The organism is Flavobacterium ajazii (assembly GCF_010614725.1).
GTDB lineage: Bacteria > Bacteroidota > Bacteroidia > Flavobacteriales > Flavobacteriaceae > Flavobacterium > Flavobacterium ajazii.
In genome coordinates this window covers 215,209-242,188 of sequence record NZ_JAAEHL010000008.1, presented here as the reverse complement: position 1 = coordinate 242,188, position 26,980 = coordinate 215,209, and the positions used below count along the sequence as shown (strand labels likewise).

Sequence of the window (26,980 nt, the reverse complement as noted above, 5' to 3'; positions counted from 1 at the left end):
TGTTAAAACCATTAGTTGTTTACGCAATCGATTGTTTGAAATTTTATTAACTATAAACCTTTAAAAAACTAAACCATGATTAAAAAACTACTTTTTTTAGTATTCACTACGGGCATTACTTCATTAAGTGCCCAAAATTTGATTCTCAACGGAAACTTTGAAGCAGGAACCGGAGACATTTTCACCAACTGGAAAAACCAACGGGGCAGCTAATTTAACAGCAGATATTACAAATGTACATGGCGGCGCAAGATCTCTAAAAGCAATTTCTACAGGAGCAAATGAATACAGCGTCCAGCTTCAATCTGATGATATCGCTACCGTAATTGGACACAGTTATGAAGTTAGTATGTGGATAAAAGGAACTGCCGGTGGCAATACAGTTCGTATTTCTACTTCAGGAGGAACTGCTGTTTACGGAAACGCTTTTACCGTTACTACAGGATGGCAAGCATGTATTTTAAGTTTTACCGCTACTGCAACAGCAACTAAAATAAACTTAGATTTAGGAAAAGGAACCGATACCTTTTATGTTGATGATGTCGCAGTATATGACATAACTACTGCGCCAACTTTAGATTTTATTCTAAATGGTAATCTTGAAGCCGGAACGGGAGATACGTTCACCAACTGGTCAAAATACAATGGAGCTGCTAATTTGACAGCAGAAACCGTAGAAGTACATGGCGGCGTAAGAGCTCTTAAAGCAGTTTCTACCGGCGCAAACGAATACAATGTACAACTTGTAAGTGATGCTATGAATCTGGTAGTAGGAAGAAATTACACTGCAAGCATGTGGATTAAGGCCTCTGCAGCCGGAAGCACCGTAAGATTTTCAACTACTGCTACAAGTGCTAGCTACGGGCCAAACACAACAATCGGTACAACATGGCAACAAATAAGTTATACTTTTGCTGCAAAAAGTGCTTCAACCAGACTTAATCTTGATTTAGGAAAAAGTACTACAACCTTTTATATAGATGATATAACTTTTATTGGAGCCAATATTACTCTGGCAAATGAAAAATTTGAAAACGAAACCAGCAAAGCGGTATTTTATCCAAATCCTGTTCAGGACAACCTGAATATTAGTTCAGACTCAAACGTAAAATCTTTAATTATCAGTGACAGCACCGGAAGAACAGTTAAAACCATTAAAGACGCTCAAAATATTCAGTCTGTTAATCTTTCGGGTTTAAGCAGTGGATTGTATATTTTGTCTACTGATAACAAACAAACATTTAAGTTTATAAAAAACTAAAAATTAATTAAATCATATTTTCAAAAGCTGCAACACTTAGTATTGTAGCTTTTTTTATTCATAAAAATTTTTCATACTCTTATAAAACACGCAGATTTATTTGTGTTTTGGCATTTTAAACTGTAACGATATATTTGTTCCTTATATCTCAATAGATGTTTACTAATTTTTACTTTTGAAAAAAAATGAATTGAAAGAGAGAATTTTAGAGAAGTAAACTTTCCTTTTACTACTAAATTTTAAAAGAAGGTCAAATTAAAATGATAAAGAAAAAGTTTATAGCAACTCCGCTACTGTTTTTATATTGCAACAATTGTTTAGCTGAAGGACAATATGGATTAGCACGATTTATGATGTTTATCCAAATTATATTTCTTTGTTTGTCTATTTTTATTTATACATTGATTGGAGGAGCAATAATAAAATTGATTTTGCAAAAATCAAATCTTTTGGTACAAAATCAAACTTGTAAAGCATTTTCTATTTCATTTTTAATCGCAATTTTAGCAACAATGTTTTTTGATGACGATTTTATATCATATTTATGGAATAATATATAATCCATAAAGTATGTGATTTCCAGGAACGAGAAGCCCTACTCGAAACTCGACAACGACTTTTTTTGCTGAATTATTAATATGATTCCTCGTTATTAGGAATAACAATTTCACCTAAAACAGCTCACATCAAACCAACTGCCCTAGCCCGGATAGCAGCGGCATCCTCTTGTGGCGGGGTTAGCTACAAGAGATATAGTTGATAGCCGGAAATAGCTTCTAACTTGTATATCCAATGTGGCAATTACAAACAAATCAATTATATTTGCACTTCGATTGAAATACTATTACAAATATCAATTTTAGAAACAAAATGAAACACACAAAAGTTAGAGACTTATTAAACAGTACGACGACGTTACTGGAAGTGAATGCAAAAGGATGGGTGAGAACTTTTAGAAATAATCAGTTCATCGCACTAAATGACGGTTCTACCATTAATAATATTCAATGTGTTGTTGATTTTGAAAATACTCCTGAAGAAACTTTAAAAAGAATCACAACCGGAGCAGCGGTTTCTGTAATTGGAACTTTGGTAGAAAGTAAAGGTGCTGGTCAGAAATACGAAATTCAGGTTTCTAAATTGGAAATCCTTGGAGATTCTGATGCGGAGAAATTCCCAATGCAGCCTAAAAAACACTCTTTAGAATTTTTACGTGAAAACGCTCATCTGCGCGTACGTACAAATGCTTTTGGAGCAATTATGCGTGTGCGTTCGGTATTGTCTTATGCGGTTCACAAATATTTTCAGGATAAAGGTTTTGTTTACGTAAACACGCCAATTATCACTGGAGCTGATGCCGAAGGTGCCGGAGAAATGTTCCAGGTAACTTCTTTGCCTTTGGATAATCTTCCAAAAACAGAAGAAGGAGCAATTGATTACAAACAAGATTTCTTTGGAAAACATACCAACTTAACCGTTTCCGGACAGTTAGAAGGCGAAACTTTTGCAATGGCTTTGGGTCAGATTTATACTTTTGGCCCAACTTTTAGAGCGGAGAATTCAAACACTTCTCGTCACTTGGCAGAGTTTTGGATGATCGAGCCGGAAGTTGCTTTCAACAACCTTGATGACAACATGGATTTGGCTGAAGATTTTATTCAGTATGTAATTAAATATGCTTTAGACAATTGTGGAGATGATTTAAAATTCTTAGAAGGAAGACTTCTTGAAGAAGAAAAATCAAAACCTCAGGCTGAGAGAAGCGAAATGAGTTTGTTAGAGAAACTAAACTTTGTTTTAGAAAACAACTTCAAACGTGTTTCTTATACAGAAGCAATCGACATTTTAAGAGATTCAACCCCAAATAAAAAGAAGAAATTTCAATACATCATCAACGAATGGGGGGCTGATTTACAATCAGAACACGAGCGTTATTTAGTAGAAAAACACTTTAAATGTCCGGTAATTTTATTTGATTACCCAGCAAACATTAAAGCATTTTATATGCGTTTGAACGACAATACTGAACCAGGAAGAGAAACTGTTCGCGCAATGGATATCCTTTTCCCAGGAATTGGAGAAATCGTTGGCGGTTCTGAAAGAGAAGAGCGTTACGATGTTTTGGTTCAGAAAATGGAAGCTCTTGGAATTGATAAAGAAGAATTATACTGGTATTTAGACACCAGAAGATTTGGTTCTGCTACTCACGCAGGTTTCGGTTTAGGTTTTGAGCGTCTGGTATTGTTTGTAACTGGAATGACAAACATTAGAGATGTAATTCCTTTCCCAAGAACTCCTGGAAGTGCGGAATTTTAATAAAAGTTTAATCGGTTAATCGTTCATTCGGTTAACCGATTTTCACGAAACAACGATTTGGCAATTAAACAAATAAACGATTAAACATAATAATGCTTAAGCAATTTTTAAATTTAAAATTATCCCAAAAATTATCTCCACAGCAAATTCAGCTGATGAAGTTAATTCAATTGCCTACGCAAGCTTTTGAACAGCGTTTATTAGAAGAAATGAACGAAAATCCGGCACTTGAAGCTGGAAAAGAAGACGAATACGAAGCTGATGAATACGATAATGACGACTACGACGACTATGATGATAATGAATCGGACAGAATCGAAGCGGATGACATTAACATTGACGAATATCTAAGTGATGACGACACACCTGATTACAAAACTCAGGTTAATAATTACAGTGACGATGAAGAGCGCGAAACTCCTTTTGCGGCTCCAATCAGTTTTCATCAGGATTTAATCAATCAGCTGAATACTTTTATTCTGAACGATGAAGAACGCGAAATCGCCGAATTCCTTGTTGGAAGTATTGATGATATGGGTTACATCCGCAGAAGCATTCCGGATATTGTAGACGACATGGCTTTTACCCAGGGAATTTATACTGATGAAGCAATGGTCGAAAAAATGATGACGGTAATTCACGAATTAGAACCTTCGGGAGTCGGCGCTCGTGATTTGCAGGAATGTTTATTGCTCCAGTTAAAACACAAAACGCCAACCGAATATGTTGATTTAGCCATTGACATTATTGAAAATCAGTTTGATGCTTTTACGAAGAAACATTACGATAAATTATTACAGAAATACAGTGTTTCAAACGAACAGCTTAAAAAAGCGATTCACGAAATCGAAAGATTAAATCCGAAACCCGGTGGATCTTTCACAGGAAATAATAAAGTAACCGAGAATATAGTTCCGGACTTTGCCATCAGAATTGTAGACGGGGAGTTAGAACTGACTTTAAACGGACGCAATGCTCCTTCCCTGCATGTTTCTAAAGATTATCAGGAAATGATGCAGACCTATAAAGAATCTCGTGATAAATCGACTGCACAGAAAGATGCGGTTCAGTTTATCAAACAAAAACTAGATTCTGCAAAATGGTTTATCGATGCAATAAGACAGCGTCAGGAAACACTTTTTGTAACAATGAATGCCATAATGCACTATCAGGAAGAATATTTCTTAGACGGCGACGAAACCAAGCTAAAACCAATGATCTTAAAAGACATTGCCGATATGGTTGGTTTGGATATTTCAACAATTTCGCGTGTGGCAAACAGTAAATATGTTGAAACGCCATACGGAACAAAACTTATCAAAGAATTCTTCTCAGAAGCCATGAAAAACGACCAGGGTGAAGATGTTTCAACTTTAGAGATCAAAAAGATTCTTAAAAACACCATTGAAGAAGAAGATAAAAGAAAACCGCTTCCAGACGATCAATTGGCTGAAATCTTAAAAGAAAAAGGTTACCCGATTGCGAGAAGAACTATTGCAAAATACCGCGAACAGCTTGATATTCCGGTAGCAAGAATGAGAAAGAAGATTTAATTTTTTTACCATTAAGAGATTAAGAAAAGTTAAGTTTCTCTATAACAAACCCGACAGACATTTCATTTGAAAACTGTCGGGTTTGTTGTTTCATGATCTTTGAAATTATTTATACTGATCGGGGAATATCTTTACATCAAATAAAAAAGCTTTCTTCTTATCGCTATAATGGTAAATCAATGTATAATCATTGTCTCTGAAAACCTGAAGCCCGGGATTTGCTTTGGCAGTACTAATCAGACTTTTTTCAATTTCTGCTTTTATAATATTTATCTCAGCAGTTTCTTTTACAACATTTAATAAAGTTAAATTGTACCGTACAATTCTTTCTTCATGTAAACTTACACTGTCCAAACGAATTCCTTCCTGAATGGTCAACGGACAATTTTTGTTGTATTTTGCAACTAATTCTGTTATCTGAGTATTCACTTCTTTGGCATTTTCAGAAAGATAAAACTGAAAGTAACCGACAAAAGCAACCGCAATTCCAATTAACACTAATAATAAAATATTCTGTTTTCTCATTCTGCAGTTTACGGATTAATTGAAAACTATTTTTCCTGAATTTTCTTCATAGCATTAAAATACGCCGCACGACTAAGCGGTTCGTATTCTTCGGTTTCGCCGAGCATTACCAGCTTATCATTATCTGTTTTTCTAAAACTATAATTGGCCAGATTTCCGGTTCTGGTACAAACTGCGTGAACTTTGGTTACATATTCAGCAGTAGCCATAAGTCCTGGCATAGGGCCAAATGGATTTCCTTTAAAATCCATATCCAGTCCGGCAACAATTACACGAATTCCCTGATTCGCCAGATCATTACAAACGGTAATAATTTCATCATCAAAAAACTGCGCTTCATCAATTCCGATAACATCACAGCCCTGGGCTAAAATGGCAATATTAGCAGCAGCGGGAACTGGTGTTGACCGAATTTCGTTTGCATCATGCGACACTACCATTTCATCATGATAGCGGGTATCGATAGCAGGTTTAAAGATTTCAACTCTTTGTTTGGCAAATTGGGCTCGTTTTAATCTTCGGATTAATTCCTCGGTTTTACCCGAAAACATTGATCCACAAATAACTTCAATCCACCCAAATTGTTCTTTGTGATTTACTGTATTTTCGAGAAACATTTTGTATTTTTCTGCCTTTAAAAATGAATAGTTTTTATTACTTTGTACTGGTAATAAATCAATGCAAAAAATTGCTGTTTTTACACTTTTTCAAAAGTAGAGAATTTTTATCAAACTGAAGATTCGCTCACGTTTATTAACAGAAAATAAATATCAGGCGAATTCCCTTCGCGAATTAAAAAGACATCAAAATATACTAAAAATACCCTATTCACTATAATTTCAATAGTTATGAAAAAAAAATTGGAAGCCGATTTAATCAGCATCGCACATCGAATTTTAAAACTTAAGAACAAATCCGACATCAATCAATTGTATCTGGAAACACAGAAATTATATGAAAAATTAACTGTTTTAAAATTTGTAGAAGAAAATTTCGATGATATAAAACCAACTATCGGATACAGTGAAATAGAATCTCAAATTGAAACTGTTTTTGAAAAAGAGGAAAATCTTCCTGTAGCAATTAAAGCAGAAGAAATACTTCCGGTTGTCGTTGAAGAAACTGTAACTGAGGCCGAAACTATTGCTGAACCTAAAATTATTGAAGAAACTCCGGCAGAAATCGTTGCTGAAATTCAGGCAGAAGTAACCGAGGAGATTGCTGTAAAAAATCAAGAACCGGTTTTTGAAACCAAAAAAGAAACAGAACCTGCTGAAGAACTTTCGTTTAAAACCGTAAGTGATTTAAAACCAATTCCAGATTTTAAACCTTCATTTGAATTAGATAAAGAAGAACCGAAAGCAGAAGAACCAAAAGCTGAAACTCCTACAAAATCAGAGGCTGTTTCGATTTCGTTTGAAGATATTTTAGGCGTTAATTATGCCGAGGCTCAATTTGTAAAAGTAGATGATTTTGAAAATATCACTCCTACACCTACTCCATCGATAAATGAATTTAAAGAGAAAAAAGCTGTAACTGAAAGTGTAATTACAGAACCGGCAAAACCAAGAACAGTTCCTTTAAACGAAAAACTAGCCAAAGGTTTCCATATTGATCTGAATGACCGAATTGCCTTTACCAAAAACCTTTTCGGAAACAGTACTGAAGATTACAGTCGTGTATTGAATCAGTTGTTAACATTCGACAGCTTTAGTGAAGCGAAAGAATTTATCGAAACTATGGTAAAACCTGATTATAACGATTGGGATGGAAAAGACGATTACGCAGAACGTTTTCTGGGAATCATCGAGAAAAAATTCTCATAACACTTTTCACATCTCACATTTTACATTTCACGAATAAAAAAATATGTCAAAATTATATATCGTTCCAACGCCAATCGGCAATCTTGAAGACATGACTTTTAGGGCCATCCGGGTTTTAAAGGAAGTCGATCTGATTTTGGCCGAAGACACCAGAACGAGCGGTAAACTCTTAAAGCATTTTGAAATTGGCACACACATGCACAGTCATCATATGCACAACGAGCACAAAACCACTGAAAATCTAATTGCCCGTTTGAAAGCTGGCGAAACCATCGCTTTGATTTCTGATGCAGGAACTCCGGCAATTTCAGATCCCGGATTTTTACTGACGCGCGCCTGCGTTGAAAATAAAATTGAGGTCGAATGCCTTCCGGGCGCAACAGCTTTTGTTCCCGCATTGGTAAACAGCGGGCTCCCAAACGACAAATTCGTTTTTGAAGGTTTCCTTCCTGATAAAAAAGGACGTCAGACCCGATTTTTGGCTTTAGCCGAAGAAACCAGAACGATGATTTTGTATGTTTCGCCACATAAACTAATTAAAACTTTAGGTGAATTTATTCAGTATTTTGGGGAAGACCGGCAAGTTTGCGTTTCACGTGAATTATCAAAACTGCACGAAGAAAACGTTCGCGGAACTGCGAAAGAAGTTTTAACGCATTTTGAAAAAACAGCGCCACGAGGCGAAATTGTCGTTGTGGTTGCGGGAAAAACAATAGAGAAAGAAGGTAAAAGAAGTAAATATTCTAAAGACGAGGAAGAAGAATAATGCAAAATGAATATTTTAGTTATTCCTGTACCGTTAATGGTCAACAATTCAAACACAAATTAAAAATAGTTGAACGGTTCATTGATCAAATCACAATTTGCCCGGTATGTGGTGCAGAAAATTGTGGAGGTCCAGATGATAAATATGTTTGGGCTGAATTTGACAATGAAAAATTAGCACTTCACTTTGGAGATGGTGAATTCGAAAGATATTTATCATTTTGGCACTACGAAGGAATAACAGAAGATGAATATAAATCATTACCAAACTTCATCAAAGATTTTAATGAAGGCAAAGGCTGGGATAATGATGATATAGATCCAAATTCCATAATAGATCCTTTAGACTTTAAAAATTCTTTAGACGTTATCAAAAACTCAAAACAATTAAAAGAAAATGATGAGTTTTTAACCTCATTTTACCCTAAAATAATGAAATTTATTATCAGGTAATTAATGAGAAAAAGACATTGAATATCTTAAAATATTAATATTAAAGAAAGCATACAATCATGAGCATTCAAACCTTTTTAGAAAAAGTAAAACAAACCCCAACACAAATCACGTTTCCTGAAACTATTGCAGTAATTGAAGAAAACTACAACTTTACTCCAACTGCTTTTCAAAACGGGACACAACATAATGCTGCAGGTGAAAATTCGGGTTCCTGCAAATTATTTTCTTTTGCAAAATTGCAGAATTTAAACAAAGAAGAAACTTTAGCATGCTTTGGCGCTTTTTATTTTGAAGAAGTTTTAGGCGATCTAAACGGCACAAATCACCAAAATATTAGAAATTTCATCAATTTAGGCTGGGACGGAATTCAGTTTGAAGGAGAAGCTTTAACTTTGAAATCTTAAATATTTTGGTCACAGATAAAAGGAATTTTCACTACTATTAAGAAAAATAAGTTACTTCTTAACCTTTATATGGTTAAGAAATTTCCAGATCAACAAATGAAAAACTATTTCCGCTAAATAATCCTTTATCGGATAACTTTAAATCGGGAATAACAAGTAAAGCCATAAATGAAAGCGTCATAAAAGGCGCTTTCAGATTGCTTCCTAATTTTTTTGCCATTGCATCAACTTCCTGATATAATTTTCCTGTTTCCCAACCGTTTTTGTCACTCATAATTCCGGCAACAGGCAACGGCAATATTTTGCTTTCAGGACCATTTACAGCACAAACTCCACCAGTATTTTTAATAATCAGATTGACCGCATTGCAAATTTCTTCGTCAGAAGTTCCCACAACAACAATATTATGGCAATCGTGTGCTACAGAACTGGCAATAGCACCTTTTTTCAGTCCAAAATTCTTAATGAAGGCAATTGCAGGTTTAGCTTCGCTCAGTTCGGTTTCACCTCGTGTGGTATCCTGATAACGATTTATAACAGCCATTTTCAGAATATCATTTTCGATATCTGAAACGATTTTTCCATCAACGATTAAGGATTGATGGTGAATTTCATTAGTAATTAATTGTCCTTCTAAAGCTTCAATTACCCTGATTTTTGAACCCGAACCCGAAACTTTAAAATCACTTATTTCTTTAGAAGTGATATTGAAATTATTAGGAGTTTCAAATGGAATATGTTTAATAAAAGACTCCCCATCTTCGGCAACTAACTCGCCGTTAATGTAAGTTTGTTTCACTTTGAAGTCAACCAAATCCTCGACTACGATAAAATCGGCAGCATCGTTTACTTTCAGCAAACCTACATCCATCTTATAATGGTTGACAGGATTTACACAAGCAGCCTGTAAGACTTTAAAAACATCAATTCCTTTCGCAACTGCACGGGCGCAAAGCGAATTAATATGACTTATGATTAAATCATCAGGATGTTTATCGTCTGAACAAAACATCATGTTTTCGAAATTTTCCGGAAGTAAATCGATGAGTGCTTCGAAATTTCTGGCAGCACTTCCTTCGCGAATAATTACCTTCATTCCCAGAGATAATTTTTCTTCGGCTTCTTCAAAAGTAAAGCATTCGTGGTCGGTAGAAATCCCGGCTGAAATGTATTTTTTAGCCGCTTCACCTCTTAGTCCCGGCGCATGTCCATCAACAGGTTTATTGAAATGTTTCGCCCATTGAATTTTCTTTAAAACTTCTTCATCATTTAATAAAACACCTGGATAATTCATCATTTCTGCCAAATAATAAATATCGGGAGAAGCCAGTAATTCCTTAATTCCGTCGGAATCTATAATAGCGCCTGCACTTTCGAAAGAAGTAGCAGGAACACAAGAGGGTGCACCAAAATGAAATTTCAACGGTACTTTTTTACCGTTTTCAACCATATAATAAACGCCTTCAGTTCCTAAAACATTTGCGATTTCGTGCGGGTCAGAAATGGTACCCACTGTTCCGTGGAGTACGGCAATTTTTGCAAACTCTGAAGGAACAAGCATCGAACTTTCGATATGAATATGGGCATCGATAAATCCTGGCATAATGTATTTTTTTACATTGTGGTCTTTTTCAGTTATCGAAATGATTTTTTTGTTTTCGACAGTGATTTCCCCAGCATAAATTCGTCGGTTCTGGATGTCTATAATTTGTCCCTGAATTTGCATTTTTGTTTGTTTTAAAAATGATATAGTCAAAAGTAATAACAAATTTTCATTTTTCTTTTTCTCAAACCGCCTTAATCTTAAGGTTTACATATGATTCAATTTGCATTGAAGAAGATTAAAATGATTCGCTATTTTAAACTAAATTTGTTCTCTCACATAAATTCATAATTTTCAATCATCATTATTTATGCGCTGGACCATCAAATCAAAACCTTCAGAAGAAAAGGTAAAACATCTTGCAGCTGCCTTAAATGTAGAAGATTTTGTAGCCACACTTTTGATTCAGCGTGGAATTGAAACTTTTGATGAAGCTAAAAATTTCTTTCGCCCATCATTAGAACATCTTCACGATCCGTATCTGATGAAAGATATGGACAAAGCTGTTGCCCGAATCGAATTGGCAATTAAAAATCAGGAAAATATTTTGGTTTTCGGTGATTATGATGTTGACGGAACAACAGCGGTTTCTTTGGTTTCTTCGTATTTAAAATCCCATTACCCAAATATTGCGACTTATATTCCGGACCGTTACGACGAAGGCTACGGAATCTCATATAAAGGAATTGATTTTGCAGACGACAATGGATTTTCTTTAATTGTCGCTTTAGACTGTGGAATAAAATCTATTGATCATATCGCCTACGCAAAAGCCAAAAACATCGATTTCATAGTTTGTGATCATCACCGCCCTGGAGAATTTCTTCCGGATGCTGTGGCCGTTTTAGATCCGAAAAGAGAAGACTGCTCCTACCCCTACGATGAATTGTGTGGCTGCGGAGTTGGTTTTAAACTGATTCAGGCTCTTGGCCAAAACCGAGATGAAACTATAGAAGATCTGGTTCCGTATCTGGATTTGGTTGCTACCGCAATTGCTGCAGATATTGTTCCGATTACGGGTGAAAATCGTGTTCTGGCTTATTTCGGCTTAAAGGTAATTAACAGCGAACCAAGACCCGGAATCAAAGCTTTAGTGCATCAGGTAAAAAAGAAAGTATTAGATATTACTGATGTTGTTTTTATCATTTCGCCAAGAATTAATGCCGCAGGAAGAATTAAACATGGCAATCATGCAGTTGAGCTTTTAACCGAATTTGATTTGGAACAGGCACAGCAATTTGCTTCAGAAATTGAGCAATACAATGCAGACCGAAAAGATTTAGATAAAAAGATTACCAAAGAAGCTTTTCAACAAATCATAGAAAACAATGAAGAAGAACGTTTCTCAACCGTTGTTTTTCAGGAAGACTGGCACAAAGGCGTAATCGGAATTGTGGCTTCAAGATTGATTGAAACGTATTATCGTCCTACCCTGGTTTTCACTAAAAGTGGAGATAAATACGCTGCCTCGGCAAGATCTGTAAAAGGTTTCGATGTTTACAATGCATTAGATAACTGTTCAGAACATTTGGAGCAATTTGGGGGCCATATGTACGCTGCCGGAATGACTTTAAAGGCAGAAAATTACCAGGCTTTTAAAGCCGCTTTTGAAAAATGTGTAAAAGAAACCATTCATCCCGAAATGCGTACTCCGGAAATTGAAATTGATGCCGAAATTGATTTCGCAGATATAACGCCAAAACTGATCCGGATTCTAAAACAATTTGAACCCTTTGGCCCACAAAACATGACTCCGGTTTTTATGACCCGGAATGCAAAAGATACGGGATACGCCAAAAACCTTGGTTCCGAAGAAGAACATTTAAGGCTCTTTGTAAAACAAAATAACTCCGACGGAATTGCCGCTATTGGCTTTGGACTCGGAAAAAAAATAAATATTGTACAAAATCAAAATCCGTTTCAACTGGCTTATTGCATTGCTGAAAATGAATGGAACGGAAACATCTCAACTCAGCTGATGCTGAAAGATATTAGAAGTAATGAAAAATAACGAAAAGAAAAACGACCCGTATCAGGCGTTACGCTATAGAGAATTTAATGTGTTTTTATTATTGCGTTTTGCTATGGTTTTTGCCTGGTCGATGCAGTTTATTGTGATTGAATGGGAAGTTTACAGTTTGACGAAAGATCCGCTCTCATTAGGTTTTATTGGTTTGATGGAAATTATTCCTGCCGTTTCAATGGCTTTGTTTGCAGGACATATTGTCGATCAGAGAGAAAAGAAAGGATTATTGGTAAAATGTATTTTAGGATTTTCAGCTATTAGTTTTGGACTTTTCTTGTTAACCTGGCCAAAAGTTGTCGGAGGTTGGTCTAAAGATTACATTTTGTATTCAATTTATGCTCTTGTCTTTGTCGGCGGAATTGTACGTGCTTTTATGGGACCAACTATTTTCTCTCTTTTATCATTGATCATTCCTAAAAAAGCATATCCAAATGCGGCAACCTGGAGCAGTACAGTTTGGCAGATTGGAGCCGTTATGGGCCCGGCATTGGCAGGATTTTCAATTAACTGGATTGGCGTTCACTGGTCTATGTGTCTGGTATTCGGATTTTCTATTCTTTCCTTAATTGCCTTATCGCAAATCAGTAAAAAACCAATCTTAAATCCGAAAATTGGAGAATCTATAAAAGACAGTCTTACTGAAGGTTTAACTTTTGTATTCAAAAATCAGATTGTTTTAGGTGCGTTATCACTTGATATGATTGCGGTACTTTTTGGAGGAGCCGTAGCATTATTGCCTGTTTTTGCTCAGGATATTTTAAAAGTGGGCTCTGAAGGTTTTGGTATCTTAAGAGCTGCTCCTGCAGTAGGATCTTTTATCACAGTACTCGTTTCTGCTTATGTACCTTTAAATAAAAATGCAGGAAAGAAACTTTTAGCAGCCATATTTGTTTTTGGATTGTCGATCATTTTATTTGGTATTTCAACTTATTTCTGGCTTTCTGTTTTCGCTTTATTTTTGAGTGGACTTGCTGACGGAATTTCGGTTGTAATCAGACAAACTATCCTGCAGCTTAAAACGCCGGATCATATGCGTGGTCGTGTTGGTGCTGTAAATTCAATTTTTGTTGGATCTTCTAATGAACTGGGGGCCTTTGAAAGCGGTGCAACTGCCAAATTAATGGGAACCGTAACTTCAGTAATTTTTGGTGGAAGTGTGACGCTTTTGACGGTTATTATAACCGCACTCAAATCACCAACTTTTAGAAATTTGGATCTAAATAGAGATATGGAAGATCATCAGAAAATAGAATAAAAAATAACTTTTAAACCATTAAGTGATATAAATTTATTTAAAGAGAATTGCCGTGTAAACTAAAATAAACTTATATCACTTATATGATAAAAAAATTTCACTCTATTTATTATTTTTTTATTTAGAATTAATATAAATAATATTTATATTTGTTGAAATAAAGGATTTTATAATGAAAGATATTGAACAGATATACCATAATAACTTTGGAGTGGCCTTTTACTGGAAAAAGGAAAACAAAACAATATTAGATAAAGTACAATTAGTTTTCAGGGAAACCGGATTTTATCTTTCTATTGCAGAATTAAATCAGTTTTGTGATTTGATTGAAAACAGCCTTATCGAAAATACTTGTTGCAAAGCTTGCGAAATGAGAAACTCATGCCATAAGTTTTTACTAAAAACACCTTTATCTCAGGTAGACTTAGCCGTTTCGATGAAAGAAATAAAATCTATAAAAGATTTAGTTGAAGGTACACTATTCAAAATTGAGCTTGATGAATATGTATACGGACCTGGATTAAACTAACAAAATCAAAATTATTTAACAGTTATTTTTCATAATTGAAATATATTTATTCAAAAAAAGTATATTTACAATAATGAAAAAAGCACATATTCTTTTTATCATTTTTGTCTGGGGTGTACTTTTAACAAGCTGCAAAAATGACTCAGACAATTACACAGATCCACGCGGAACCGATTATGCAGGTTCTGAAAGCTGTATTCAATGTCATCAAAAACAACACGAAACCTCTATCCTTAGCGCTCATTACAAAGCCACTCTACCCGCTACCAAAGAAAATATCTTAGGACATTTTACAGATGATAAAAGTGCTTTCGTTTATGACAAAAACACTAAAGTAGTCATGGAAGAACGCAATGATTCACTTTATCAGGTTTTGTATAAAAACGGAAAAGAAGTTAAAGCTTATCCTTTTGATATTCTCTTTGGTGCCAAACATGCACAAACCAGTGGTTACTGGAAAAATCATTACTTTTATGAATTGCCCATTTCTTATTATAAATCAATAAACAATTGGGCAACGAGTCCAAATTATTCTGCTACAAATCCCGACTTTAACAGAAAAATATTGAAAGAATGTTTTGCCTGCCACAGTTCTAATATCGCAAGTAAATATGTGACTACATCCAGTTCAGAAACTTATACTTTTATGGGAATGGAAGTTGATGACTTTATGAGTAAAAATACTCTGGTTTACGGAATCGATTGTGAGCGCTGCCACGGCCCGGCAAAAACACATGTTCAGACACATTTGAAATTTCCTGATTTAAAGAAAGCCCAAAATATGATATCTTTTCGTAATCTAAACAGACAGCAAAGAATAGATGCCTGCGCCTTATGCCATTCTGGAAATGATAAAAGTAAACTAAAATCACGATTTCAATTTAAACCCGGAGAAAATCTTTCCGATTATTTTCAGGAAAACCCCCGTTCAAAAGACACTTTAAATTATGATGTTCATGGCAATCAATTAGGTTTGCTTTCGCAAAGTAAATGCTTTCAGAAAAGTCAGACTATGGATTGCATTACCTGTCATAATCCCCATCAGGATAAACCACAAAATCGTATTTCTTATTCTAAAATATGTATGAGCTGTCATCAAAGTACTAAACACACAGCCATAACCCTGAAAACAATTTCAAAATCCAGACTAGCAAATAATTGCGTAGAATGTCATATGCCAAAACAAGATTCAAAAGCAATTCGTTTTCAGCAATCAAATAGTTCAGCTGTTAACAATTATTCGCTAAGAACACACAAAATAGCTGTTTATCCAGTAGCTAAGAATTAATTATTTGTCAAACTTTTTAAGTTCAAAAGTTTCGCCATCAAAAACACCGTAAGTAAAATAACCAATCCAGTCTCCCAGATTTACATATTTGGCGTCTTCTCCAACTGGAATAATCATAGGTAAATGGCGGTGTCCAAAGATGAAATAATTATAATGTTTGGTTTCGAGTTTACGTTTGGCATATAAAACCAGCCATTCGTTCTCTTCTCCTAAAAATTTCACATCTTCATCACCTGAAATCAATTTGTTTTTCACTGATAAATATTGTGCCAGACTCACACCGACATCAGGATGCAGCCAGCGAAAAAGCCATTTTGAAAACGGATTTTTAAATACCTTTTTCATTCTTTTATAACCTTTGTCTCCAGGGCCTTTCCCATCCCCATGACCGATTAAAAAAGTCTTTCCGTTAAAAGTAAACTCCTTGTTATCGTGATAAACCGGAATATTCAATTCAGTTTCAAAGTAATCATTCATCCACAAATCATGGTTTCCTACGAAAAAATAAATTGGGATTCCGCTATCGCGAAGTTCAGCAAGTTTCCCTAAAATACGAACAAAGCCTTTTGGAACAACTGTTTTATATTCAAACCAAAAATCAAATAAATCACCTAATAAAAAAATAGCTTCGGCATCTTCTTTAACCTCATCCAACCAGGCAACAAATTTCTTTTCACGAGGCAAACTCAATTCGGGAGTTGGAGCACCGAAATGCTGATCAGAAGCGAAATATATTTTTTTCATTTAGATTTTAGATTGTTAGATCTTAGACTTCTTAGATTTTTAGACTTTAGTCTATTGTCATCCTGATTGAAGTAAAGAATTGGTATTTGGGATTTAAAAAATTATAATTCTATTGATTATCAGAAGCATACCATTCTGCAAATGAAGAATCGGTTTCCTGAAGTTTTAGGGAAAAAAGAGAAATTCCGGCAGGTAAGCGTGAAATGATTCTTTCAGCAAAATCAATTACCATATTTTCGCTCGTTGGCTGATAATCTACTAAAATTACATGATGTCCACGATTTTTTAATTCATTTGCCAATTCGATATGTGGCGTAGTTTCATTAAAAACAGTTGCATGATCAAACTGATCGACAATTTCTTCTTTTACAATTTTCTTTAGATCCGAAAAATCAATTACCATTCCGTATTTTACATTGGATCGGTCTGTAATTGGCGAACCAATAACGGTTACCGATAATTTGTAACTATGTCCGTGAACATTTTTGCATTTTCCGTCGTAACCGTACAAAGCGTGTCCGGTTTCGAAGCTAAATTGTTTTGTAATTCTGATATTACTCATCGGTTGTTTTTTCTGCAAATTTAGGAAATAGATGTTGAGAAATGGTCTTTTAATAAAAAAAGGTCTTGGTTTACGGTTTTTAGCCCTGATCGAAGCGACATCCTTTTGTGGCGGGGTTCGCCACAAAAGATATAGCGGAGAGCAGGAATCAGCTACTGAAAAAACTACTTCTTAAATTGCAACAATGCTTTTCTCGTAAAATCAGACAGCACCAATTTTCCCGTAATTGCAGCGCGTTCAAAAAGCAGTGATTCCCAAACTTCGGTTCCTTCCCAAATAATCTTTTTCATTTCTTTTAAAGCTTCCGGATTGTACGAACTTAGTTTTTGAGCAAAATTTGCAACCTCAGCATCTAGATTTTCAGCTTCACACAAAACTGAAAAAAGTCCTTTTTGCAAAGCCCAGTCAGCCGATTTCCATTCATGTCCTGCCAATGTCATTTCGGTCATGGCTGTTTTACCGATTTTACGTGAAACGGCCGGTTCAATTACAAAAGGTCCGATCCCGATGGCAAGTTCAGATAATTTAATATCGCATTGCGGAGTTGCAAAAACATAATCACAAGCCGAAATAATTCCGACTCCTCCACCAACAGCTTTTCCCTGCACTCGGCCAATTATAATTTTATTACAATTTCGCATTGCATTCAGTAAATGAGCAAACCCTGAAAAGAATTCAACGCCCTGTTCTTGATTTTCAATTTTCAAAAGTTCATCAAACGAAGCACCCGAACAAAACGTTTTTGCTCCTTCGCTTTTTAAAATAATTACTGAAACGTCTTCATTTCGGCTTAACGAATTAATTTCAGCAGTTAATTTGTCTAATAATTGACGGGGAAAAGAATTACTTGCCGGATGACCAAACTGAACGGTTGCAACTGTATCTTGAAAAGAAGTTTCTAAACTTCCTTGTACGTTTTCTAAACTCATAAAAATGGTTTTTAACGTAAAGTTACGGTTTTGAAAAATATTTTAACTGAAACTCCCTTAAATTTGTTTTTTGAAAATTAATTGACTTTATTTGCTATCGAATTGGGGGATTAGCTCATTTGGCTAGAGCGCTACGCTGGCAGCGTAGAGGTGATCGGTTCGAGCCCGATATTCTCCACTAAACTATAAACTCAAGTCCAAAAGGCTTGAGTTTTTTTTTATATTTCACCCCCTATGTTTTACACCTATATTTTGTATTCTGAAACATTAGACAAATATTATATCGGGTCTTGCGAAAATATACAAAAGAGGTTAAATGACCATTTGAATGGCAGAAGTACTTTTACCAAAACTGCTAAAGATTGGGTTTTGAAATATTTCGAAAATTTTCAAACAAGACCAGAAGCTGTTCGACGCGAATTAGAAATAAAGAAAAAGAAAAGCAGAAAATATATTGAGTATCTTTTATGCAATAGCTCATTTGAATAGAGCGTCCCGAAAGCATTCGGGAAAGTGATCGGTTCGAGCCCGATATTTTCCACAAACTATAAACTCTATTATTTTAACGTCATTCAGACAATTGGCAAAATTACAATAAGACCATTTATTAAAGCTTCTAAAAGCATAAAAACAGTCTGACATAAAACAACAAGAGGCAGTTCTAAAAAGAACCACCTCTCAATATTCTGTTTACCAAAGTAATTAATGTCCTTGTTTTTGTGAATTTTCTAAATCCTCTTTTCTGGTTTTTTTCTTCTCAAAAGTTAAAACCAAAGAAGGTAAAACTACCAAGTTTGCAAACATCGCAAAAACCAGAGTGCAGGAAATCAATCCTCCTAAAGCAATTGTACCGCTAAAACTTGATAACGTGAAAGTCGCAAAACCTAAAATCAAAACTACAGAAGTATAAAAAGTACTCACCCCAGTTTCTCTCAAAGCGCTGAAAACAGATTTCTTCACTTTTCCTTTGTTTTGCATCAGGTCATGTTTGTATTTAGCCATAAACTGAATCGCATTATCAACCGAGATTCCGAAAGCAATGCTAAATACCAAAATCGTCGAAGGTTTTAACGGAATTCCGAAATATCCCATTAACCCAGAAGTGATGCATAACGGTAAAATATTCGTAATCAAAGAAGCCATTACCATTTTAAAAGATCTGAATAAATACAACATTAAAATCGCAATAGTTAAAATCGCAAAAAGTAATGATTCAATTAAGTTATGAGCCAAGTAAGTTGTTCCTTTCTGGAAAACCAGAGCTTTTCCTGTAATAGTAACCTCAAAACGTTCTTTTGGAAAAATTTCATCAATTTTTTTGCGCAATTTCCCTTCTACTTTTGCCATTTCATCTGTTCCGATATCTTTCATGAAAGTTGTGATTCGTGCGTATTGTCCAGTCGAATCAACGTAAGCTTTCATTAGATTTTCTTTACTGTTTTTAGTCGCATTTTTAGCATAACTCAAAATAAAAGTCTGTTCCTGCGAAGTTGGTAACTGGTAATATTCCGGGTTTCCATTGTAGAAAGCCTGTTTAGAATATTTTACCAGATTCACAACTGAAACCGGTTTTGCCAATTCCGGAATTTCAGCAATTGTATTCTGCAATTCATCCATTTTACGAATAGTCGAAGCTTTCATGACACCTTTTTTCTTTTTGGTGTCAACCATAATTTCAAGAGGCATTACTCCGTTAAATTCTTTTTCGTAGAACAAAATATCTTTAAAGAAAGAAGCGCTTTTTGGCATTTCTCCAATCAAACTTCCTGAAACTTTCATTTGTCTGACTCCATTTAAGCTGACAGCAAAAAGAACCGCATAAATGATATAAACGATTGTCTTTTTACCTTTAACTATATTTGAAACGACATTCAATAACGTTGAAATATATGTTTTATCTAAGTGGTATAAATGTTTTGCTTTTGGCAATGGCATGAAGCTGTAAATAATCGGTACGATGAAAAGTGTCAGGGTATAAACCGAAAGTACATTTATAGATGTTACCAATCCAAACTCAAAAAGCAACTCGTTTCCGGTAATCATCAAGGTTGCGAAACCAATTGCAGCCGTTAAATTGGTCATTAAAGTTGAAGACCCAATTTTTGAAATAACACGCTGTAATGCTTTTGCCTGATTGTTGTGTAATTTAATTTCCTGCTGGTATTTATTAATCAGGAAAATACAGTTTGTGATTCCAATTACGATAATCAGCGGCGGAATAATAGCCGTTAAAATCGTGATTTTATAACCAAATAATCCAAGTGTTCCGAATGACCAGGTTACACCGACAATTAAAATAACAATCGAAATAAACGTAGCTCTGAACGAACGAAAAAAGAAAAAGAAAATCAACGAAACAGTCAATAAAGATGCCCCAATAAAAAGTCCTATTTCGCCTTTCATATTGTCCGCATTGATCGTTCTGATGTAAGGCATTCCCGAAACACGAAGATCAATTCCGGTTGTTTTTTCGAATTTGTCGATTTTCGGAACCAGATTTTGAAGAATAAAAGTTTTTCTGTTTGCCGTATTTACTAAAGCTTTGTTGATATAAATCGCAGAACGTACGCTACCGCTTTCCTTATTGAATAAAAGTCCTTCGTAAAACGGTAAATTGTTGAACAATTCATGCTGAACACTTTTTAAGTAAGCTGGATCCAGAACTTTGCTTTGGTCAATAAAAGGTGTTAAAACAAATTTTTCGTTAATGGTGTCTTTTTCCAGTTTTTTCAAATCATTTAAGGAAACGACCAAATCAACCTCTTTTGATTTTTTTAAACCAGTCATTAATTCGTTCCAGGCAGCATAATTTTTTGGTGTAAAAAAGTTTTTATCCTGAAAACCTATAACCACAAGATTTCCTTCTTCACCAAACTTATCGAGGAATTTTTGATATTCTTTGTTCGCAATATGATCCTTAGGAAGCAGGTTAGCTTCAGTATAAGTCATAGAGAGATTTTTCCACTGATAACCAAAGAAAACGGTTAAAACAGATAGGATAACTAGAATTGTAATTCTGTTTTTAAGTATGATTCGGGCTAATTTTTCCCAAAATCCAACTTGTATAGTGTTTTTCATAAAATTTGTAAAATGGATGCAAATGTAATGAAAAGTGCTAAAAATCATTAGAAAGCAGTTCTGTTTTTACGATATGTTAACATAAATTAACAAACTTCTTTAAATGAAATAGGTCTGTTTTTCTGTTATTCTCCGTCAGCTTTTCTCATATTTGTATCAATTTAAAAAGGAAACGAAATGAATCAGGCTTTTTTAATATCAAAAGTGTTAATTTTAATCTGTTCAGAATCGTATAAATCTGTAGTCAACAATAAATTACAATGCAGGAAAACAATACCATAACTTTTATTTTTTTAGCAATTCTTGTGTTGCTTGTTATCATCATTTGCTTTATGATGTATCTGTTAATGCAGTCAAAAAAAGCAAAAGAGAATGCAGAACAAAGTTTTTATGCTTTAGAAGCAAAAGTAAACGATCTGCAATTAGAAAATTTAGAGTCAAAACTGAATCCGCATTTGTTTAAGAATATTCTAAATTCGATTCAGTCACATGCTTATCAGACTTATTTTGCCCTCGATAAACTTGCAAATGTTCTGGATTATATTTTATACGAAAGCAAAAAGAAATTTGTGACTGCCAAAGAAGAAATTGATTTTGCATTGAATCTAATCGAAATCAACAAAATCAAAATCAGTCCTCTTTTTGAATTAAAAGTCAAAACCAATATCAATAAAGAAGATAAATTATACGATCAGCCTTTACTGGCGCCTTTAATTTCGATAGACTTAATTGAAAATGCTTTTAAACATGCCGATCTTCAGAGTGCTGATGCTTTTATTTCGGTAGTTTTTGAGTTTAAGGACAATGCTTTCTCTATGACGGTTTCGAATAAAATCTCTGATAAAAAAGTATTAAAAAAAGAGAGAAGCGGTTTTGGACATGCGACTCTCGAACATCGTCTTCGTATCATTTATAAGAATAATTTCAAACTCGATAAGTTTATAGAAAATGATATCTATATTGCTCATCTAAAAATAGATTTACTTGAATACAAAACTGAAATGCTTGCTGCTGGACGATGAGCTTCCGGGATTAACATACTTAAAAATGCTTTGTGAACAAATTCCCGAAGTAGAAATTGTAAAAACATTTAATAATCCTGAGAAACTTTTATCTGATATTGCCAATCTCGATTTTGACCTGCTGATTTCTGATATTGAAATGCCGGGAATCGACGGACTTCATCTTGCGGAAATGTTACAGAATAAATTGGTAATTTTTTGTACAGCTTACAAAGAATATGCTGCTGATGCTTTTAATATTGATGCTGTAGATTATATTACAAAACCGGTAAAACTAGAACGTCTTCAAAAAGCGATTTTGAAAACAATAGAACGTTTGGATAAATCTGAATCGGGTAAAAAATTCATTCAGTTAAATACAGACAAAGGCAAAACACTGCTTTATTTCAATCAGATTCAATATATAAAAACAGCTCTTAGTGACAGCCGTGATAAAACTGTTTTACTGACAGACGGAAGCTTTATAAATCTGAAAAACATAAAATTTGATACACTTTTAAATGAACTACCGGAAGCTGATTTTTGCCGTGTGAACAAAAAAGAAATTATTGCCGTAAAAGCAATTAAATTTTTTAATCATAACGAAATCGTACTACATCATCAGGAAGAAAATAATAAGAACACCACCTTAATTTTGAGCGAAACTTATCGCCCCGAATTTTTAAAAAAGGTAAAATTATAGCCTTTTGTAACAAATTGTTTTTTGTCAGGCTGAGCGGAGTCAAAGTCCAATTCAGGGTGTTAAGCCTTAGACTCCGCTAAGGATGGAAATCATTTCTATAACTTATTACAAAGTTTTGCAGACTTATTACATAGATTGAAAATTACCTTTAAAAATACTTTTTCAGGTAAACCCTACTTCTGATATTTGCTTCATAATTTAAAAAACGAATTATGAATAACTTTAAAAACTCCTTATTTTATATTACGGTAATTGGTGGTTTTACCGCTTTAATTTATTGGGTAATTTCTCAGGGAGCTTCGCTGGAAGTCGGAAGAAACGTTGCAGAAAAAAAAATAGAAAGTAATCATTGGAATGATTTTCTCCATTCAATGGTTGAAAACCTGCAACATCCTCTCGCAATATTATTAGCTCAGATTGTCACTATTATTTTGGTAGCGCGATTGTTTGGGTGGTTTTTTAGAAAAATAGGACAGCCGTCTGTAATTGGAGAAATGATTGCCGGAATTGTTTTAGGGCCTTCTTTGGTCGGAATGTACTTCCCGGAATTTTCAGCTACTTTATTTCCGGCGGCATCTTTAGGAAATCTTCAGTTTTTAAGCCAGATAGGTTTGATTCTTTTTATGTTTGTGATTGGGATGGAATTGGATTTAAAAGTGCTTAAAAATAAAGCTCATGACGCTGTTGTTATCAGTCACGCCAGTATCGTTATTCCGTTTGCCTTAGGATTGGTCTTAGCTTATTTTATCTATGGGACTTTTGCTCCCGATGGAGTTGCTTTTTCTTCTTTCGGATTATTTATGGGGATTGCCATGAGTATTACAGCGTTTCCGGTACTTGCTAGAATAGTACAGGAGCGTGGTCTTCAGAAAACCAAATTAGGAACAATTGCCATAACTTGTGCAGCTGCAGATGATATTACAGCCTGGTGTATTTTGGCTGTAGTAATTGCAATTGTAAAAGCAGGTTCACTGGCAAGTTCGCTATATGTGATTGGTTTAGCAATTTTGTACGTGATTATTATGCTGAAAATTGTTCGCCCTTTCTTAAAACGAGTGGGTGATTTAAATTCAACCCGAGAAAGTTTAAACAAACCGGTTGTTGCAATTTTCTTTTTATCTCTTCTGTTCTCAGCTTATGCTGCTGAATTAATTGGAATTCATGCTTTATTTGGAGCTTTCCTTGCTGGTGCAATTATGCCTGAGAACAATAAATTCAGAAATATTTTTATCGAAAAAGTCGAAGATGTTTCCATCATTGTCCTTTTACCATTATTCTTTGTGTTTACAGGTCTGCGTACCCAAATCGGATTATTAAATGATCCTGAATTATGGAAAATAACAGGTTTGATAATCGTAGTTGCCGTAGTGGGTAAATTCTTTGGAAGTGCTTTGGCAGCAAAATTCGTAGGGCAAAGCTGGAAAGACAGCCTGGCTATCGGTGCCTTGATGAATACAAGAGGTTTGATGGAACTTGTAGTTCTGAATATCGGTTACGATTTGGGAGTTTTATCTACAGAGATTTTCACCATGATGGTTATTATGGCTTTGGTTACAACTTTTATGACCGGACCGGCTTTAGATTTTATAGCATTTATTTTTAAAGATAAAACAACTGTAGTTCCACAGGAAATTGGAAATAAAAGCAAATATAAAATCCTGCTTTCTTTTGCTACTCCTGAAAAAGGGAAGAAACTACTTAAAATTGCAAACAGCCTGGTAAAAAAACAAGGCGATAATTCGATGGTTACAGCAATGCATTTATCGCTGAGTACCGAAATACATTCATTTGATGTGAAAGACCATGAGCGCAAAATGCTGGTTCCGGTTATTGAAGAATCACAACGTCTGAATCAGAATATGGTAAGTGTTTTTAAAGTAACAAATGATATTGATACCGATATTATTGATACGGCAAACCAGAGTGAATATGACTTATTACTGGTTGGTTTAGGGCAATCTATTTTTGACGGAACTCTTCTTGGAAAGATTTTAGGCTTTACCACCCGAATTGTAAACCCGGACAGGTTGATTGATAAGTTTACAGGAAAAGAAGGTTTGTTTGAAAATTCGCCTTTCGACGAAAGAACCCGCCATATTATTGCCAAAACAAAAATGCCTGTTGGAATTTTTATTGATAAAGATTTAGAGGAAGTAAATCAGGTTTTCATTCCGATTTTTAGCAAAGATGATGATTTTTTAATTGACTATGCAAAGAAATTAATCAATAACAACGGATCACAGATTACGGTTCTTGATGCAAGCGGAGAGGTTAGAAATACACGAGATATTCAGGAAACAATCCGTTCTATTGAACAAATTGCTCCAAACCATATCATGATTATGCACGACAGAACCATTAAGAAGGAATTTCTGGAAACTCAGGACATCATGATTATAAGTTTAGAGAGCTGGAAAAAACTGATCGAGTCTCAAAGTATCTGGCTGAATAACACGCCATCTGTTTTGATTCTTAAGCCTTAAGATTTTAAAAATTTCAATAAATGAAATCCCAAATTCAAATATTGGAATATTCAATAGTAGCTTAAAGCTGTTTGAATAGAAACTTCGATATTCTCCACAAATTTAAAACCCCTTGTAAAATTCATTTTAAAGGGGGTTTATTGTTTTTATTTTTCATTTGCCGTATCTTCAAAATCCGGTTCATCTTCTTCTGTTTTTTTAAAGTCATTATTCAAAAGATCCGTTAATTTCTTTTTCTCTTTTTGATTTTTCTTAATCATAAACAAAATCAAAGCAATTAATACAACTGCTACAATTCCTAATACTATCCAATTGATTTCCATATTTTTAATTTTCAATTAAAAGTAAAAAAATTAAAACTTCAGCGTATTATGTAAAAGTTAAACCTCATCATTGTGTTAAACTGCTTTTCTAGCCTTTTATATCTGAGCTATTATAATTAAATTGCTGACTAAAGGTTAAAACTTTGACAGTATAAATCAATCGTCATGGATTCTGATAAATTTATTTTCTGCCTTGAAGGCGTACCAGATATAGAAAACAACACAGCTACCGAAGTGGTTAAAAGTCTGGAAAAACTAGCTTTTAATCAGGGGATTTCAAGTATTTACAAAACCTGTGACACGATTGAAGGACTCGAAGAAAGTCTGAACACTTTACTTTATGACGATCATAATTTTAAAGATTACGAAATCATCTATCTCGTAATGAAAGGCGAAGCAAACAACATCTGCCTTCACGACTACTATTACAGTTTAGAAGAAATCGCAGAACTTTTTGAAGGAAAGATGAAAGGCAAAATCCTGCATTTTGCCAATTCTAAAATATTGGATCTAAACGAAGAGGAGGCACAATATTTTCTGGATATTACCGGAGCAAGAGCTATTTCGGGCTACGGAACGGTTTCTAATAAATTTACCAGTACCAGCTCTGTTGACAAAGCATTTTTCAAATTATGTCAGGAAGAAGACGATCTTATTGAAATTGTTGAGACCCTCTACGAAAAGCATTACGATCTTTGTAAACTTCTCGATTTTAGATTGTATTATTAAATATTTCAGGAGCAGGTTGTTTTCGTTTTCAAACAGGAATTTTGTCCTGCTGTCCGCTATATCTTTTTCTTGCTGAAAAACGCAATAAAAAGGATGCCGCTTCCATCAGGGCTAAGTTAGAGACTATCTATTTTTAAGAATTTAAGAAACTTTACAGCATAAAAAAAAGCCCTCAAAAAGGAGAGCTTTCAATTATAGTATTACAAATCAAACCTATGCCTGATCATCAGTAGCTGCATCCGGAGCGTTAGTTTTTACAGATGCTATTCCGTTGTCTCTGGCCGCTGTGCTTTCATACATTTCGCTTGCTCCAATGATTTGACCGTTTGATGCTTTTAAATTAAAATACGGTTTTCCGTTTGCAGATTCTTTTTTATCAAATTTTGAATCGTCCTGCGAATTCGTTTTTACAGATTCTATTCCGTTTAAACAAGCAGCTTTGCTTGAATATCCCTCACTTGTCAAAATGGTCTGACCATTACCGGCTTTTAAATTGAATTGAAATTCCCCGTTGGCTCTTTTAGTGATTACAAATTTTCCCATGCTGTTTTTTACTTTTAAGTTATAAATTAGAAATATTTTTTCTCTGCATTATATAAAATTACAAAACTTAGAAATATG

General features: G+C 34.5%; 27 protein-coding genes and 1 tRNA gene. 19 read left to right on the top strand and 9 right to left on the bottom strand.

What is annotated here, in order from left to right:
- The first annotated feature begins 75 nt into the window (after positions 1 to 75).
- The 5 genes from GWR14_RS15920 to rpoN all read left to right on the top strand — a co-directional run bounded on the left by GWR14_RS15920 (position 76) and on the right by rpoN (position 5,130).
- Positions 76 to 213, top strand: a complete 138-nt coding sequence (locus tag GWR14_RS15920; protein WP_163410065.1) for a hypothetical protein — start codon at positions 76 to 78, stop codon at positions 211 to 213.
- A complete protein-coding gene (locus GWR14_RS15915) occupies positions 158 to 1,261 on the top strand; it encodes a carbohydrate binding domain-containing protein (RefSeq protein WP_163410064.1) in 1,104 nt (367 codons plus the stop codon). Before GWR14_RS15920 ends, GWR14_RS15915 begins: the two co-directional genes overlap by 56 nt.
- 260 nt (positions 1,262 to 1,521) lie before the next feature.
- Positions 1,522 to 1,821 carry a hypothetical protein gene (locus tag GWR14_RS15910; RefSeq protein ID WP_163410063.1) on the top strand — a complete coding sequence of 100 codons (300 nt, stop codon included), beginning with the start codon at positions 1,522 to 1,524 and terminating at the stop codon, positions 1,819 to 1,821.
- Between the two features lie 310 nt (positions 1,822 to 2,131).
- Entirely contained in the window at positions 2,132 to 3,577 is a 1,446-nt protein-coding gene (gene asnS / locus GWR14_RS15905) for an asparagine--tRNA ligase (RefSeq protein ID WP_163410062.1), read from the top strand.
- Between the two features lie 92 nt (positions 3,578 to 3,669).
- Positions 3,670 to 5,130 (top strand): RNA polymerase factor sigma-54, encoded by a 1,461-nt coding sequence (gene rpoN / locus GWR14_RS15900; protein WP_163410061.1) that lies wholly within the window; start codon positions 3,670 to 3,672, stop codon positions 5,128 to 5,130.
- Positions 5,131 to 5,235: 105 nt separating this feature from the next.
- Here rpoN and GWR14_RS15895 read toward each other — a convergent pair whose 3' ends face one another.
- Positions 5,236 to 5,655, bottom strand: coding sequence for a hypothetical protein (locus GWR14_RS15895; protein ID WP_163410060.1), 420 nt, complete (start codon positions 5,653 to 5,655; stop codon positions 5,236 to 5,238).
- Between the two features lie 26 nt (positions 5,656 to 5,681).
- Positions 5,682 to 6,272, bottom strand: coding sequence for a thymidine kinase (locus GWR14_RS15890; protein WP_144337108.1), 591 nt, complete (start codon positions 6,270 to 6,272; stop codon positions 5,682 to 5,684).
- Positions 6,273 to 6,503: 231 nt separating this feature from the next.
- On the opposite strand from GWR14_RS15890, the gene GWR14_RS15885 reads away from it, so the two are divergent.
- The 4 genes from GWR14_RS15885 to GWR14_RS15870 are packed head-to-tail and all read left to right on the top strand — an operon-like array spanning position 6,504 to position 9,106.
- On the top strand, positions 6,504 to 7,481 hold the full coding sequence (locus GWR14_RS15885) for a hypothetical protein (protein ID WP_163410059.1): 978 nt from the start codon (positions 6,504 to 6,506) through the stop codon (positions 7,479 to 7,481).
- Between the two features lie 43 nt (positions 7,482 to 7,524).
- Positions 7,525 to 8,247, top strand: a complete 723-nt coding sequence (rsmI, locus tag GWR14_RS15880; protein ID WP_163410058.1) for a 16S rRNA (cytidine(1402)-2'-O)-methyltransferase — start codon at positions 7,525 to 7,527, stop codon at positions 8,245 to 8,247.
- Positions 8,247 to 8,699 (top strand): hypothetical protein, encoded by a 453-nt coding sequence (locus GWR14_RS15875; protein ID WP_163410057.1) that lies wholly within the window; start codon positions 8,247 to 8,249, stop codon positions 8,697 to 8,699. The genes rsmI and GWR14_RS15875 overlap by 1 nt, the downstream gene beginning before the upstream one ends.
- A gap of 59 nt (positions 8,700 to 8,758) precedes the next feature.
- On the top strand, positions 8,759 to 9,106 hold the full coding sequence (locus GWR14_RS15870; RefSeq protein ID WP_163410056.1) for a HopJ type III effector protein: 348 nt from the start codon (positions 8,759 to 8,761) through the stop codon (positions 9,104 to 9,106).
- A gap of 73 nt (positions 9,107 to 9,179) precedes the next feature.
- On the opposite strand, the gene ade is transcribed toward GWR14_RS15870, so the two are convergent.
- Positions 9,180 to 10,832: an adenine deaminase gene (gene ade, locus GWR14_RS15865; RefSeq protein ID WP_163410055.1), complete on the bottom strand. Its 1,653-nt coding sequence runs from the start codon at positions 10,830 to 10,832 to the stop codon at positions 9,180 to 9,182.
- Between the two features lie 187 nt (positions 10,833 to 11,019).
- Here ade and recJ point away from each other — a divergent pair, with 187 nt between their 5' ends.
- The 4 genes from recJ (at position 11,020) to GWR14_RS15845 (ending at position 15,807) form a co-directional block, all read left to right on the top strand.
- Positions 11,020 to 12,720, top strand: a complete 1,701-nt coding sequence (gene recJ, locus GWR14_RS15860) for a single-stranded-DNA-specific exonuclease RecJ (protein ID WP_163410054.1) — start codon at positions 11,020 to 11,022, stop codon at positions 12,718 to 12,720.
- Positions 12,710 to 13,990 carry an MFS transporter gene (locus GWR14_RS15855; RefSeq protein WP_163410053.1) on the top strand — a complete coding sequence of 427 codons (1,281 nt, stop codon included), beginning with the start codon at positions 12,710 to 12,712 and terminating at the stop codon, positions 13,988 to 13,990. The genes recJ and GWR14_RS15855 overlap by 11 nt, the downstream gene beginning before the upstream one ends.
- 172 nt (positions 13,991 to 14,162) lie before the next feature.
- Positions 14,163 to 14,519 (top strand): hypothetical protein, encoded by a 357-nt coding sequence (locus GWR14_RS15850; protein ID WP_163410052.1) that lies wholly within the window; start codon positions 14,163 to 14,165, stop codon positions 14,517 to 14,519.
- Positions 14,520 to 14,592: 73 nt separating this feature from the next.
- On the top strand, positions 14,593 to 15,807 hold the full coding sequence (locus GWR14_RS15845; RefSeq protein WP_163410051.1) for a cytochrome c3 family protein: 1,215 nt from the start codon (positions 14,593 to 14,595) through the stop codon (positions 15,805 to 15,807).
- Here GWR14_RS15845 and GWR14_RS15840 read toward each other — a convergent pair whose 3' ends face one another.
- The 3 genes from GWR14_RS15840 to GWR14_RS15830 form a co-directional block, all read right to left on the bottom strand.
- A complete protein-coding gene (locus tag GWR14_RS15840; protein WP_163410050.1) occupies positions 15,808 to 16,551 on the bottom strand; it encodes a UDP-2,3-diacylglucosamine diphosphatase in 744 nt (247 codons plus the stop codon).
- Between the two features lie 109 nt (positions 16,552 to 16,660).
- Positions 16,661 to 17,113 (bottom strand): 6-pyruvoyl trahydropterin synthase family protein, encoded by a 453-nt coding sequence (locus GWR14_RS15835; RefSeq protein WP_163410049.1) that lies wholly within the window; start codon positions 17,111 to 17,113, stop codon positions 16,661 to 16,663.
- A gap of 164 nt (positions 17,114 to 17,277) precedes the next feature.
- Positions 17,278 to 18,042, bottom strand: a complete 765-nt coding sequence (locus GWR14_RS15830; RefSeq protein WP_163410048.1) for an enoyl-CoA hydratase/isomerase family protein — start codon at positions 18,040 to 18,042, stop codon at positions 17,278 to 17,280.
- A gap of 104 nt (positions 18,043 to 18,146) precedes the next feature.
- On the opposite strand from GWR14_RS15830, the gene GWR14_RS15825 reads away from it, so the two are divergent.
- Positions 18,147 to 18,220, top strand: a tRNA-Ala gene (locus tag GWR14_RS15825).
- A 56-nt stretch (positions 18,221 to 18,276) separates the two neighbouring features.
- Positions 18,277 to 18,531, top strand: coding sequence for a GIY-YIG nuclease family protein (locus tag GWR14_RS15820; protein WP_163410047.1), 255 nt, complete (start codon positions 18,277 to 18,279; stop codon positions 18,529 to 18,531).
- Between the two features lie 213 nt (positions 18,532 to 18,744).
- On the opposite strand, the gene GWR14_RS15815 is transcribed toward GWR14_RS15820, so the two are convergent.
- Positions 18,745 to 21,120 carry an efflux RND transporter permease subunit gene (locus GWR14_RS15815; protein WP_163410046.1) on the bottom strand — a complete coding sequence of 792 codons (2,376 nt, stop codon included), beginning with the start codon at positions 21,118 to 21,120 and terminating at the stop codon, positions 18,745 to 18,747.
- Positions 21,121 to 21,380: 260 nt separating this feature from the next.
- Between GWR14_RS15815 and GWR14_RS15810 the strand changes: the two genes are divergently transcribed.
- The 3 genes from GWR14_RS15810 to GWR14_RS15800 all read left to right on the top strand — a co-directional run bounded on the left by GWR14_RS15810 (position 21,381) and on the right by GWR14_RS15800 (position 25,307).
- Positions 21,381 to 22,142: a sensor histidine kinase gene (locus GWR14_RS15810; protein ID WP_163410045.1), complete on the top strand. Its 762-nt coding sequence runs from the start codon at positions 21,381 to 21,383 to the stop codon at positions 22,140 to 22,142.
- Positions 22,105 to 22,824 (top strand): LytR/AlgR family response regulator transcription factor, encoded by a 720-nt coding sequence (locus tag GWR14_RS15805; RefSeq protein WP_163410044.1) that lies wholly within the window; start codon positions 22,105 to 22,107, stop codon positions 22,822 to 22,824. Before GWR14_RS15810 ends, GWR14_RS15805 begins: the two co-directional genes overlap by 38 nt.
- A 212-nt stretch (positions 22,825 to 23,036) precedes the next feature.
- Entirely contained in the window at positions 23,037 to 25,307 is a 2,271-nt protein-coding gene (locus tag GWR14_RS15800; protein WP_163410043.1) for a cation:proton antiporter, read from the top strand.
- Positions 25,308 to 25,453: 146 nt separating this feature from the next.
- Here GWR14_RS15800 and GWR14_RS23725 read toward each other — a convergent pair whose 3' ends face one another.
- Positions 25,454 to 25,630 carry a hypothetical protein gene (locus GWR14_RS23725; protein ID WP_187356538.1) on the bottom strand — a complete coding sequence of 59 codons (177 nt, stop codon included), beginning with the start codon at positions 25,628 to 25,630 and terminating at the stop codon, positions 25,454 to 25,456.
- Between the two features lie 165 nt (positions 25,631 to 25,795).
- Between GWR14_RS23725 and GWR14_RS15795 the strand changes: the two genes are divergently transcribed.
- Positions 25,796 to 26,359 carry a DUF6642 family protein gene (locus tag GWR14_RS15795; protein ID WP_163410042.1) on the top strand — a complete coding sequence of 188 codons (564 nt, stop codon included), beginning with the start codon at positions 25,796 to 25,798 and terminating at the stop codon, positions 26,357 to 26,359.
- Between the two features lie 213 nt (positions 26,360 to 26,572).
- Here the strand turns inward: GWR14_RS15795 and GWR14_RS15790 are convergent, their stop codons facing one another.
- Positions 26,573 to 26,902, bottom strand: coding sequence for a YegP family protein (locus tag GWR14_RS15790; protein WP_163410041.1), 330 nt, complete (start codon positions 26,900 to 26,902; stop codon positions 26,573 to 26,575).
- Positions 26,903 to 26,980 lie beyond the last annotated feature (78 nt).